Source organism: Curvivirga sp., from assembly GCF_965219885.1.
Taxonomy (GTDB): Bacteria; Pseudomonadota; Alphaproteobacteria; order UBA8366; family Aestuariispiraceae; genus Curvivirga.
The window spans coordinates 2296816-2310162 of record NZ_CBDCOT010000009.1; the positions used below are offsets into that span (position 1 = coordinate 2296816).

Consider the following 13347-nt stretch of genomic DNA (forward strand, 5'->3'; position numbering starts at 1 on the left):
TTGTCCCCCACAGTTGGAAATTTAGGTGTTTAGTTCAAAGTTTTATTCGCAGTCAAAACGATCAGCATTCATAACATTGACCCATGCAGCTATGAAATCTTCAACAAATTTTTGCTGGTTATCGTCTTGTGCATATAGTTCTGCATAGGAACGCAAGATGGAATTGGAGCCGAATACAAGATCAACACGGGACGCAGTCCATTTTACGTTACCATTTCTTCGATCACGGATTTCATAATTGCCATCTTTTGTCGGATGCCAGCTGTAGGTCATATCTACCAAGTTCACAAAGAAATCGTTGGTCAGTTGACCTTCGCGATCTGTAAAGACGCCATGTTTAACATCTCCATGATTGGTGCCTAACACACGCATGCCGCCGATTAAGGCTGTCATTTCATGTGCATTCAAGCCCATTAGTTGAGACCGATCCAAGAGCATCTCTTCAGCGCTTACGGCATAGGTATCTTTTAACCAATTACGATAGCCATCATGTAATGGTTCAAGTACAGCAAATGAGCCTTCATCTGTCATATCTAAAGTGGCATCACCGCGTCCTGGTGTGAATGGTACTGTGATATTGTGACCTGCAGCTTTTGCAGATTGTTCAATTCCGACATTCCCCGCCAACACAATAATATCTGCGATACTGGCCCCAGTTTGCGAGGCAATGTTTTCTAAAACGGGCAAGATGCGATCAAGACGTTCTGGTTCATTTCCGACCCAATGACGTTGTGGGGCTAGACGGATACGGGCACCATTTGCACCTCCACGCATATCGGAACCACGAAATGTGCGGGCACTGTCCCAAGCGGTAGAAATTAACTCGTTGCTCTTTAAGCCACTGGAGATGATTTTCTCCTTCGCAGCCTCTATGTCAAAATCAACGGGACCTGCTGGTACAGTATCTTGCCAGATCAGGTTTTCTTCTGGAACGTCAGGTCCGATATAACGTGCTTTGGGTCCCATATCACGATGAGTTAGTTTGAACCAGGCACGGGCGAATGTTTCAGAAAAATATTCTGGATCTTGATAAAACTTCTCTGAGATTTTTCTATATTCTGGGTCCTTGATTGTTGCCATATCGGCGTCGGTCATCATCGGCATACATTTGATGGAAGGGTCTTCTACATCAACAGGCATATCTTCTTCTTTGATGTTGACAGGCTGCCACTGCCAAGCACCTGCAGGGCTTTTGGTTAGCTCCCATTCATATGAGAATAACATATGGAAATAGCCATTATCCCATTGGGTTGGGTTTGTTGTCCACGCACCCTCAACACCACTTGAGACCGTATCACGACCAATGCCACGATTGCCTTCATTTAGCCAACCAAGGCCTTGAGTGTGAATGTTTGCAGCTTCTGGATCGGCGCCGACTTTATCGGCATTGCCATTACCATGTGCTTTACCAACGGTATGCCCACCAGCTGTGAGGGCGACGGTTTCTTCATCATTCATCGCCATACGTGCAAAGGTAATACGCATGTCTTCTGCAGTTTTTAGTGGATCAGGCTTCCCGCCGACACCTTCAGGGTTTACATAAATTAACCCCATTTGAACTGCAGCTAATGGATTTTCCAGAGAATCGCGATCATCCTCTTTATATCTATCTGACCCTAACCATTCTTGTTCTGAGCCCCAGTAAATATCTTTTTCTGGATGCCAGATGTCTTCGCGACCAAATCCGAAACCAAATGTTTTTAAACCCATGGATTCATAAGCCATATTGCCAGCAAGAATCATTAAATCAGCCCAGCTGATTTTATTTCCATATTTCTTTTTAATAGGCCAAAGTAAACGACGTGCTTTGTCTAGGTTCACATTGTCAGGCCATGAATTTAACGGCGCAAAACGTTGATTACCTGTAACACCGCCGCCGCGGCCATCTGCTGATCTATATGTGCCTGCGGAATGCCAAGCCATACGGATCATAAGGCCTCCATAATGGCCCCAATCTGCAGGCCACCATTCTTGGCTATCTGTCATAAGTGCTTTTAAATCATCTTTTAAAGCGTCAACATCTAATGACTTTACGGCTTCTCTGTAATTGAAATCTGACCCCATAGGGTTAGTTTTGGAATCATGTTGGTGAAGGATGTCTAGATTTAGGGTATTTGGCCACCAATCAGTATTGGATTTACTTGTGGATGTCATGCTGCCATGCATGAACGGGCATCCTGATGCTTTTTGATTATTACTCATAACGAACTTCTCTATCTTTAGTGAGGTTAGCTTTATGCTCATACGCGATTAGACAGGTTTCAATGATTTGCGATTTTGTTGTAATTGCGTGAGCACGTCTTATGCTTAAAATATAATGTGAAAAAATTGATCTATAAAATATTATAATTTGAATTTATCAATCTAAAAAATAGATCGTAATTCCAATACGTGGGTATTTTAATTCCAAGTCACTCTCAAAACTTCAAGTAAGTTACAGATGAGTTGAAAATCGAATTTTCTTTTATCAAGACGCTTAAAGAGGCTTTATTCTTCGGCTGTGAATGCCTATATAAAGATTACTGCTTTATGCAGTTATGGTGCTAAACGGCTTTATGGAATAAGCGTAGTGGACCCGGGGGCGGTACCCGGCGCCTCCACCATTCATCGGAAGATAGAGAAGGACTTGTTTCTTTCTAGATGGTATGGGGGCGAATTAGGATCGACACGCGTAGTAAAGATTTAGTCGGTACCCGGTATTGTCTCCGCCGTTATCGGGCTATTCTTATAGTTGCAAACGACAACAATGAGATGGTTGCTGCCGCTGCATAATTGCAGCCTAGGCGACGAATTTAAATCCCTATGGACTATCTTCCCATAGGTGGGGCCCGGGGCGCCTAGCAACAGAAGCCCCATTTCTTAAAGAAATATTCACTTTCCCTACCAAATCAGTTTACATAAACTATGTATCTCTTTTTGCTGGGGGGAATAGGGTGAATAAAATTGATATTGCGGCATTGACACAAGAATTAAAAAACTATGTGGAAAAGAAGAATATTAGTCATTTTTTCGATCAAGACTATAATCTTGAAGAAATGAGGGCATTAAATGAGCCGGAAATAAATTTATATCTTGGTTTAATCTATCGGCTGGCTGGGGAAGCTGGTGAGTCGATCTCTCTGTTACTTGATTTTTTAAAGCAATATCCAACACATATCGAGGCACTGCGTCAGGTCTTTTTTCTTCTCAATGCGGGCGGGCGATATGCTGAAGTTCTTGATCTATTCGACAAGTTAGACGAGAAGGTGAAAGTTGATCCGGTAACAGTCAGGCATGCGTTGACAGCTCTTATCGCGTCAGGACAATATTTCCGAGTTGAAGATTTTGTCAGTTTTATACGCGAAAAAAGAATTACTGATTTAAATTCGATCCAATTTATTCTTTTGATATTCTTACTAGGTTCCCCATCTCTTAGCATGGAGGTGGTGAAAGCAACCTCGTCCCATGATCAAGGGGGCAGTGTTGATCCTGCAAAAATTTATGTTTTGCAGCATATATTTAAGGATGTTCCACTCGCTGAGTTGTGGTCCAATTTATCAGAATTTTTTGATGATTTTGAAGGAAAACGAAATTGGCTCTTATTACAGCTTGGCAGAACACATATCTATGATCCTTCGAGTATTGCGTTGCTAAAGCAAGATACACTTTATCCAATTGAACAGGCTGCTTTTGTGTATTCCCCGATTCCATCGATGAATAGTGTCTTACATCATGATATTCCGTTAATGGAGGCCGTCCAAATAGATGTTCCAAGATTTGGACAGGGTTTGGAAGGTTATTTTGATCTTGTAAGGCAAATGAATGATAAAGGTGAGTTTGATACTGCTAAGCAAAATGTATTGGCAGTTAAGGATAAATATGCGCCGAATGCTCATGCTCCGATATCAATTTTATCATCCGGCCGGGCAGGTACTACATCACTTCATCATTTGTTTCAAAAACTTGAAGATACTTTTTCATTTCATTCCTACCAATGGCAAATGCCTACGACGGACAGAAACCATGTTTTATATCGAATATTGGAAAATAACTTCGTAGGTGAACCAATTAGAAATGTCATTAAAAGTTATGTGTCAATCAGAACCACCGAATTAATCTACGCATATCGCCTTGGTAAGACACCTGTATTTACTGGTCATTGGGATAGTATATTAATGCCCATATGGTCTGTACTGTTTCCGGAAAGTAAGTTTATTTATTTAGAGCGAGACAACGTCGCAACATTCAAATCGATTTATGAGAAAAACCAATGGTTTGATAATCAATTACAAGCATTAAGATATGATAAAAGGTTTCCAAATGACTGTTTTCATCATTGTCTTGATACTCGATTGAACATCACGCAAAAGATAAGTTGGTTTTTGTTTACAACGCAACTATTTGGAAGAAAGGTTGCTGATTTTCTTCCTGAAAATAAATATCTGCATCTAAAAAGTGAGGATCTTTTTAATACTCAAAAAGATGCATATGCAGATCTTTCTAACTTTCTGGAAATAGCAGAAATAACTTCCGATTATCTAACGGAACATTTCTCTACGCCGATTAATGAAAAGTCACAGAAAGTTGTGTTTAGAAAAGATAGTAAACAACAGACTAAATATTTGGAACAGTATTTCGATCAGTTAGCCGAAACTGGCTCCTTGATCCGATAAGTTATCGATAGCCATGTTTGGCGAGTATTTCATCAAAAGTACCGTCAGCTTTAATTTTTGTGAAGCCACGATTGAAAGCATTGATGATCTTTTCAGGATTCGTAACCATTTTTGAGATTGCATTATAGATGAGGTTTTCTTGGACAGCTGGTTGATGAATTTTGATCAGGCGATCCCAATTAGGTAGCTTATGGTTTAAACTTCTTATGATATGTTCTTTTCCTGAAAAAATCATATCGATCCGGCCATTAATTAATTTTTCAATGTTTTGATCTGGTAAATCGACAGGAATTTTATTCAAATAAGTCGCTGCATCAAACACACCGCCACCTGACGCACCACGGATAACGCCAATTTTATAAGGTGATAGCTGGCGTAATTCATCAAACTGAATGCTTGATTTTTTCAAGCTTAATAGAACAGTTTGAACTTCTGAAATTGGCTTGGAATAAACAAAATTTTTGGTGCGTTCTTCTGTTAGATATGCACCCAATAAACCGTCATACCGTCCTAAAGCAGCATGTTTTAAGGCTCGTTTCCAAGGGAGGAAAGTGAATTTCACTTTATAGCCTTCACGTTCGAAGGCCGTTTTGGTGAGTTCTGCAATATATCCTTGGTTTAATAGGTTATCTCCGTAATATGGTTCCCAATTGACGGATACCAAGCTTAAAGATCGAATTGTTTCCGCTTTTGCAGATGTATTTAATGTAATGCAAGTAATTGTACTACAAGCACATACAAATAAGAATGTTCGAACTAATTCTTGGTTTATCAATAATAATTACCCCTATTATGTGATGCTATTTTAGCGTGAATATTTTTTATTCCAATAGTAAATCACATTTTCATGAAAGATCAGTTTTCAATCCATAAATATTAACCTAATATGCGCGCGGAACATCAAGAATTGTTGCGTAATCTGCACAGGTTTGATACTTCATTAAGCAATAGAAAATTTTGTATTGGGACGGGAAAAAGCATGACGGAAGACCTGTTAGGCTATAATGAAATGGTTGAAACTGCGATGCGTACAGTTGTACGTGAAGCGTTGGAACGTGCTGGTGACGATGGTTTGCCTGGCGAACACCATTTTTATATTACCTTCCGTACGGATCATCCTGATACAAGTATCCCGGATCGCTTGAAAGAGCGTTATCCAGAAGAAATGACAATTGTTTTGCAGCATCAATATTGGAATTTAGAAACCAGTGATGTTGGGTTTAATGTTGATTTAAGTTTTAATCATAAAATGGAAACGTTGCGCATTCCCTATGATGCATTGATTACCTTTGCTGATCCATCAGTGAACTTTGGTCTGCAGTTTCATGTGGATATTGATGATGACAGTTGGGCATCTGAGGAACTGGAAGCCGCAGTTGAATTGGATGCAGATATCGAGTCGGGTGGACCAACTACAGTTGAGGAACTTGCCGCAGAAACATCTGAAGGCGAAGCGGGTGACAAGGCCAAGGGAGGCGATAATGTCGTTACCTTGGATAGTTTTCGCAAAGACAAATAATAAAAGGGGGAATGCCCCCAACCAAGGCGACTTACAGTCGCCTTTTTTAATGTGATAATGATCAGGATGCAGACAAGATATCTGCAAGTTTGAAGTGAGGAAAAAATGAGCGCAGAGCCAAAAGACGTAATGTTCCCTCTAGGTAAAGATGAAACGCCTTATCGTAAAATCACGAGTGATTATGTGTCTGTTGGTGATTTTGAAGGACAAGAAGTTCTTAAAGTTGATCCGGAAGGTATTCGTCTATTATGCGAAGAAGCGTTTAATGATATCAATCATTATCTTCGTCCAGGGCATTTGGCTCAATTACGAAAAATTCTGGATGATGAAGATGCATCAGCTAATGATCGTTTTGTCGCTATGGATTTATTGCAAAACGCCAATATCTCTGCAGGTGGTGTTTTACCGATGTGCCAAGATACTGGTACTGCAATTATTATGGGTAAAAAAGGCTCAAACGTTTGGGTGACTGGCAATGATCATGAAGCCTTGGGGCAAGGTGTTCTGGATGCGTATGAACGTCGAAATCTTCGCTATTCACAAGTTTCACCTGTTTCTATGTTTGAGGAAGTGAATACTAAAAACAATCTTCCTGCGCAGATTGATATCTTCTTTGAAGGGGAAGGTGCGTATAAGTTTTTATTTATGGCAAAAGGTGGGGGGTCTGCGAACAAAACCTTCCTATTTCAGGCAACACCATCGTTGCTTGAAAAGGAACGCATGATCGCTTTCCTTGATGAAAAAATTAAGACCTTAGGCACCGCTGCTTGCCCGCCATATCATTTGGCCGTGGTGATTGGTGGAACAAGTGCTGAGTTGAACTTAAAAACTGCAAAACTGGCTTCTGCGCGTTATCTTGATAGCCTTCCTAAACAAGGCAATGATAAAGGCCAAGCTTATCGAGACGAAGAATTTGAAGGTATTGTGCATGAGCTGACCCAACATATGGGGATTGGTGCGCAATTTGGTGGTAAATATTTCTGTCATGATGTGCGTGTTATTCGCTTGCCGCGTCATGGGGCGAGTTTGCCAATTAGCATTGCTGTTTCCTGTTCTGCAGATCGTCAGGCAACAGGGAAAATTACAAAAGACGGTATTTTCCTTGAGCAGTTGGAAATGAATCCTGCGCAATATCTACCGGAAGTTACTGAAGGTGATCTATCCAGTGATGTGGTTGAAATTGATTTGAACCAACCAATGGAAAAGGTATTAGCGATTTTAACTAAATGTCCGGTTAAGACACGTTTAAGTCTAACAGGTACCATTATTGTGGCGCGTGATGCGGCCCATCGGAAAATTCGTGAACGTTTGGATGCAGGCGAGCCAATGCCCGATTATTTCAAAAATCATCCAATTTATTATGCAGGTCCAGCAAAGACACCAGAAGGTATGCCATCCGGCTCATTCGGACCTACAACGGCGGGACGCATGGATGGTTTTGTGGATGAATTCCAAGCGGCAGGTGGTTCTTTGGTGATGTTAGCCAAAGGCAATCGTAGCCCACAAGTTCGTGAAGCATGTCACAAACATGGTGGTTTCTACTTAGGATCTATTGGTGGGCCGGCTGCACGTTTGGCTCAGGATTGTATTAAATCTATCGAATTAGTCGAATATGAAGAACTAGGAATGGAAGCTATTCGCAAGATTGAAGTGGAAAATTTCCCAGCCTTTGTCGTTGTGGATGACAAGGGAAATGATTTCTTTAAAGAATTAAATCTGGGATAAATATTTATTTATACGGATTAAGAATTGAAAGCGAGGCAGGATTGTCTCGCTTTTTCTTTGACTCTTTTAAGAGGGATACTACAGTCAAATACAGAAAAAGTATCTATACCGTTCATAACGGAATCGTTGATTAGATTATAGTGCGACATCATATGGGGAATTACATTGTTGAAACTGGGCTTTAAAAGAAATGTATTATTTTTCATTGCTTTGGTTATGCCGATTTTTGCGATCTTAGTATCGTCAGCAAAAGCAGATAATTATCAGAAACTTGCCTCGCAAGTAGCTCAGTCCGGTACAGTTGATATTGTTGTGAGTGGCGGTTGGAATGCCGTAACTGGTGATATTGATCCTCGTGATCTACATCGTGCGATTACAGGTGATATCGACCTTCCTGGATTACAACAAAAATTTACCCGTCAAATGCAGGCAGGGGGCGCTATTGCGGAACCCTTATATACGTTTAAATATTTGCCGTTTTCAGTTTTGAGAGTGGATAGGCAAGGTCTTGAAAATGTAAGAAATTTCTCATCAAAAGTAGCGATTTGGGAAAATCTGGAAATTAAATCTCAGCTGACCGAAAGTACCGAAATGATTGGTGCGCCTATACAATGGCAAATGAACGGAACCGGCACTGGACAAGTTGTGGCTGTTATAGACAGTGGTGTGGATGCGTCTCATCCTATGTTGAGAAATCGTGTGGTATTTGAAGCATGTGTGATTTTACTAGGATGTCGGAATGGAAAGAGTATTGATATCGGGCCTAATGCGTCACTTACGAAAACGAACCATGGGACACATGTGGCAGGTATTATCGCGGGAAATGGAAATGGGATATATGGTGTAGCACCTGAAGCGTTTGTTGCGTCATTTAAGGTGCTAGATGAAAATGGAAGCGGGCGCGCATTAGATGTTCTGGTTGCGTTAGATATGATTTATCAATTGAAAACACAAAAGCAACTAAACATTAATGTGGTGAATATGAGTTTAGGTGGTGGATATTTTCCTGATCCTTGTGATGAGCATCCTTTTGAGGCCGCGGCCGCGATGTTGCAACAAGAGGGGGTAAGTATCGTTGCTGCTTCTGGTAATGAAGGTTATGCAGATGCGCTAGGTGCGCCTGCATGTGCAACATCTATCATTAGTGTTGGTGCAGTGGATAAAACATGGAATATTGCTGAATTTTCCAATGCTTCAGAGCATTTAAATCTCTTGGCGCCGGGGGTTGGTATCAAATCTTCGTCCGTGAGTAATGATGGTCAGCATGTGCTGGAAAAGTTGGACGGAACATCCATGGCAACCCCACATGTTGCTGGCGCGATGGCGGTTATGCATCAAATGTTTCCTGATAAGTCGAGTAACGAGTTATTCGAGATGCTGAAGGGAGAGAAAATCCTTGATCCTAGAAATGGTCTTTCCTTTCCGATGCTTTCTCTACCACAAAAAATAGATAATGAGCCAGTTTCCTCCCCTGAACCTGAACCGGTACCCGCGCCTTTACCCGAAGACAATGGCGGAACAATAGCAATTACGGGATAGTTGCCTGTTGGGAATAGATGTATCGCGAATTGAGGCCATCTGATCGTTTGACGGTTAGATGGCTTCTTCCTATTGTGCGGAAATATATTATTAATACTAAAAGGTCAGTGCGGGATGAGTGAACAAGACAATCAAGGTCGGGCAGGGGTTATATTTGCTCTGATTGCATTTGGTATCTGGATTTTATTCCCGTTTTATTGGAATGAATTACGTGACGTGGATCCAATGGAAATATTATGTCATCGTATTCTATGGAGCATTCCTGTTTTATATATCATTATGATATTGAACAAATCGACAGGTGAAATTGCCCGGGTTTTTCGTTCTCCTAAAATGTTATTGCTGCTTAGTCTGTCTACCGTGGTTATTACGATCAACTGGGGACTATATATCTGGTCAGTAGCCAATGATCTCATCCTGCAAGCAAGCTTAGGATATTTTATGAATCCCTTGGCAAATGTCCTAGCTGGGTTAGTCGTATTTCGTGAGCAACTTCGTAAATGGCAATGGGTATCCGTTGGTCTCGCTGTGGCTGGTGTTGTGATTTCAGTTCTTTACGCTGGTGTATTCCCATGGATTGGTGTTGTTCTTGCTGTTTCCTTTGGTGTTTATGGCGCTGTTCGTAAGCTTGTCGATGTGGATGCTGTACCGGGGCTGTGTGTAGAAACAATTTTATTATTCCCATTCGCAACGGGGTATTTAATTTGGCTTTATATGCAAGGTACTCTTGGTTTCCTTCATCTTGATTTAAAAGCTGATGCATTAATGTTGGGCGCAGGTTTTGTAACTGCCATGCCATTGGTTGCTTATGTGGCTGCGTCAAAGCGTTTGCCTATTTCGACGGTTGGTATGCTGTTCTATCTTGTGCCAAGTGGTTTATTTGTGCTTGCGACACAATATTATGGAGAGGAAATCCATACAGGAGATATTATTACCTTTGCTTTCATTTGGGCGAGTCTGGTGATCTTTACTTGGGAGCGTCGATATACGGCACGTCGTAATCGTGCGGAAATTGTTTAAGAGGATTTCGAATGTCTGAAACGGGAATAACTGGTTTAGATCACAGCATTATAGGTGTTTCTGATCTTGAGGCTGCACGTGGAACTTATGAGAAACTTGGTTTTACGATCACACACCGTGGACGGCATGAAGGGTGGGGTACAGCAAATTATTGTATCATGTTTCCACAGGATTATTTAGAGATCCTAGGTGTCGTTGATCCAACTCAGTTTGATGCAGGGCTTGTGGATTTTCTCGCTACAAACGGCGAAGGACTTATGAAGCTTGCAGCGCGCTCTTCTGATGTAGAGGTGACAAGAGCGCATCTTGATCAAGAAGGTTTTGATCCTTCTGGTGTGCAAAAATTAGGGCGTTGGCTGGAAATGCCTGAGGGGGATGTGATGCCAAATTTCCGTCTTCTACATATCCCTGCGGAAAAGACACCCGGATTTAAAGGGTTCGTATGTCAGCATCTGACGCCTGAAATCGTTTGGCGTGAGGAATGGTTAAGCCATCCAAATACAGTTACTGCAGCGAGAGCATATGTGATTATTAATGAAGATCCAGCAAGTTTGAAGGACTGTTACGAAAAGCTGTTTCAACTACCGACGAAGTTTGAAGATGATATTCTTTATGTGGATACAGGCATGGGAGAGATTATTTTCTCCCCAAAAGACGCATTGAATCAGATTATTCCTGATTTGGTATGGTCTGGGAATGAAGATGAAGGAACGATGGTGGCCATGATATTGGCCGCGAATGATCTTTCAACTACAGCTTCAATACTTCGTGAAAACAGGGTGAACTATATAAAAGCAACCAGTGGTGAGTTGTTGGTTTCGCCAAAAGATGCATGTGGGGTTGCAATCCAATTTATCTAAAGTTTCCCGGGCCGCCCAAGATATGGGTATCCTTCTGGTTGAAGAGAGGCTGGATCGTCATGATCGATAAAATAGGGCTCATCTTCAGATTTACGTTTTAACGCATACATACGTAAATCGGCTTCGTGTAAAACCGTGTCTATTTTGGAATTGCTGTCATAATGTTCAACGCCGACGCTGGCAGAAATAGGGATTGGAATACCTTTCCAGGAAACCGCAAGCGCATTTAGTTCATGATCAATTTGCATGGCTTTTTCCATACCTAAAATACGATCCGTGCCTGTTAAGATTACTGCAAATTCATCTCCCCCTAGGCGGGCGGCAGTATCGACCAAACGGATGTTGTTTTTTAGATGACTGGCAACAGCACATAAAACCAAATCACCTGCTTTATGGCCATGTGTGTCATTGATTGCTTTAAACTCATTCAAATCAATCATGAGCAAAAGACCATTTTCGTTCCGGCGAATAGCGCGTTCAATAGCGCGTTGTAATTCATGTCGGAAACCTCGACGATTGAGAATGCCTGTTAAATCATCAGTTATAGAGGCTTCTTTTAGTCGGGAAACTTCGGCTTCCATTTCTGCTAATGCTTGTTCTGCTTTTGCAGCGTCATGAATGGCATTTTCAAGAAGTTTACAGTAGGCATCAATTGGATCAGCTTTATCGTCAACAGAGTTTAAAAGTTGCAAAGCGATATCACGCGCAGAACGTGCTGAATGTTGCAATTCTTCGCTATTCTCTTCAGTTTGAATAGCTTGTTGTTTACGGAGTTTATTATCTTCTTCATCTAAAGATGCAAAGAAGGAAGTGCTATCCATTATTTCCATTCTAATCCTCCGGTTGGGTCCGAATTCTTCTCATAACAAGAGTTTGGTCTATACAATCCTGTAATTAGAACAAGTATATGCAAGTATTATGCCATAAATAGGATATAAAATAAGGGATATTGCATTTGAGGGAGAGGATATAGAAAAAGCAGTAATTCAGAGGTTTATGCGAAGAAGGGCAGTATTAAACTACCCTTGTTCTACTCAGAGGGAAACCTGACTGGGTAATTTGGTTCCGGCAAAAAATGCATCCAGATTATCAAGGCATTTAAAGCCCATATCATTTCGGGTTTCAACGGTTGCACTGCCAATATGTGGAACAAGGAAAACGTTGTCCAATGTTAAATATTCGGGATTGATATTTGGTTCCCCCTCAAAAACATCAAGGCCGGCTGCGGCGAGTTTGCCAGATTTTAGAGCTGCGATAACATCTGTGTCTTTGATGACAGGGCCACGTGCAGTATTCACCAATACCGCACCATCAGGCATTAGACTGATCCGGTCTTCATTTATCAAATGATGCGTGCTTTCGGTTAACGGGCAATTGATGGACAGGAAGTCACTGGCGGCAAGCAAGCTTTCAACGCTGTCATGGTAAATTGCACCTAAGTCATCAGCGCCTTCTACTGGTCGACGGTTATGATAATGGATTGGCATATCAAAACCTTTTGCACGACGCGCCACGGCTTGACCAATGCTACCCATACCGAGGATGCCAAGACGTTTTCCTGACATATGAGTACCAAGATAACCTGATGGCATCCATCGGCCCCAGCCGCCTTCACGTAAAGATTTCTCGGATGCTTGGGCTTGGCGGGCTGCACCTAGCATGCACAGCATTGCAATATCTGCTGTAGCATCGGTCAAAACATCGGGTGTATTTGTGATAATTATATCTCTTGCAGTGGCTGCGGCCACGTCGATATGATCGTAACCGACAGAGAAAGTAGAGATGATTTTGATGCTATCAGGGAGTGTGTTTATAGCTGCCTGATCCATTTTTTCGGTCGGACTGATCATCAAACCATCGCATTTATCTGCATATTTAGCATAATCTGAAATATCTAATGGCTGATCATTATCGTTCATAACAACGTCATATGATGCAAAAAGACGTTTTTCCACATCCGCAGGGAAGCGGCGTGTGGCAAAGATTTTCGGCTTGCCCATGTTAACTCCCTATTAAGCATATTTTGTTCGAA

At 41.6% G+C, this 13347-nt stretch carries 10 protein-coding genes and 1 other RNA gene; 7 read left to right on the forward strand and 4 right to left on the reverse strand.

All coding sequences use genetic code 11. The features are described from left to right. Positions 1-42: 42 nt before the first annotated feature. Entirely contained in the window at positions 43-2202 is a 2160-nt protein-coding gene (gene katG, locus ACOQOA_RS16345) for a catalase/peroxidase HPI (protein ID WP_420549668.1), read from the reverse strand. A gap of 280 nt (positions 2203-2482) precedes the next feature. On the opposite strand from katG, the gene ssrA reads away from it, so the two are divergent. Both ssrA and ACOQOA_RS16355 read left to right on the forward strand, forming a co-directional pair. Beyond that, positions 2483-2858, forward strand: a transfer-messenger RNA (tmRNA) gene (gene ssrA / locus ACOQOA_RS16350). 75 nt (positions 2859-2933) lie between these two features. Further along, complete coding sequence (locus ACOQOA_RS16355) at positions 2934-4652, forward strand: tetratricopeptide repeat protein (protein ID WP_420549669.1); 1719 nt, start codon at positions 2934-2936, stop codon at positions 4650-4652. A 1-nt stretch (position 4653) separates the two neighbouring features. Here the strand turns inward: ACOQOA_RS16355 and ACOQOA_RS16360 are convergent, their stop codons facing one another. Beyond that, positions 4654-5427: a substrate-binding periplasmic protein gene (locus tag ACOQOA_RS16360; protein ID WP_420549670.1), complete on the reverse strand. Its 774-nt coding sequence runs from the start codon at positions 5425-5427 to the stop codon at positions 4654-4656. Between the two features lie 204 nt (positions 5428-5631). On the opposite strand from ACOQOA_RS16360, the gene ACOQOA_RS16365 reads away from it, so the two are divergent. From ACOQOA_RS16365 to ACOQOA_RS16385, 5 genes are all read left to right on the forward strand, one after another. Continuing rightward, on the forward strand, positions 5632-6171 hold the full coding sequence (locus ACOQOA_RS16365) for an SspB family protein (protein ID WP_420549671.1): 540 nt from the start codon (positions 5632-5634) through the stop codon (positions 6169-6171). A gap of 105 nt (positions 6172-6276) precedes the next feature. Next, positions 6277-7896 carry a fumarate hydratase gene (locus tag ACOQOA_RS16370; RefSeq protein ID WP_420549672.1) on the forward strand — a complete coding sequence of 540 codons (1620 nt, stop codon included), beginning with the start codon at positions 6277-6279 and terminating at the stop codon, positions 7894-7896. Positions 7897-8061: 165 nt separating this feature from the next. Continuing rightward, entirely contained in the window at positions 8062-9435 is a 1374-nt protein-coding gene (locus ACOQOA_RS16375) for a S8 family peptidase (protein WP_420549673.1), read from the forward strand. Between the two features lie 114 nt (positions 9436-9549). Then, a complete protein-coding gene (rarD, locus tag ACOQOA_RS16380; protein ID WP_420549674.1) occupies positions 9550-10455 on the forward strand; it encodes an EamA family transporter RarD in 906 nt (301 codons plus the stop codon). 11 nt (positions 10456-10466) lie between these two features. Beyond that, positions 10467-11315 (forward strand): VOC family protein, encoded by an 849-nt coding sequence (locus ACOQOA_RS16385; protein WP_420549675.1) that lies wholly within the window; start codon positions 10467-10469, stop codon positions 11313-11315. Here the strand turns inward: ACOQOA_RS16385 and ACOQOA_RS16390 are convergent. Together ACOQOA_RS16390 and ACOQOA_RS16395 are read right to left on the reverse strand one after the other, a co-directional pair. Next, the gene (locus ACOQOA_RS16390; protein ID WP_420549676.1) at positions 11312-12145 is read right to left on the reverse strand and encodes a GGDEF domain-containing protein; all 834 of its coding nucleotides are present in this window, start codon (positions 12143-12145) and stop codon (positions 11312-11314) included. The genes ACOQOA_RS16385 and ACOQOA_RS16390 overlap by 4 nt on opposite strands. A gap of 204 nt (positions 12146-12349) precedes the next feature. Next, the gene (locus ACOQOA_RS16395; protein ID WP_420549677.1) at positions 12350-13315 is read right to left on the reverse strand and encodes a 2-hydroxyacid dehydrogenase; all 966 of its coding nucleotides are present in this window, start codon (positions 13313-13315) and stop codon (positions 12350-12352) included. Positions 13316-13347 lie beyond the last annotated feature (32 nt).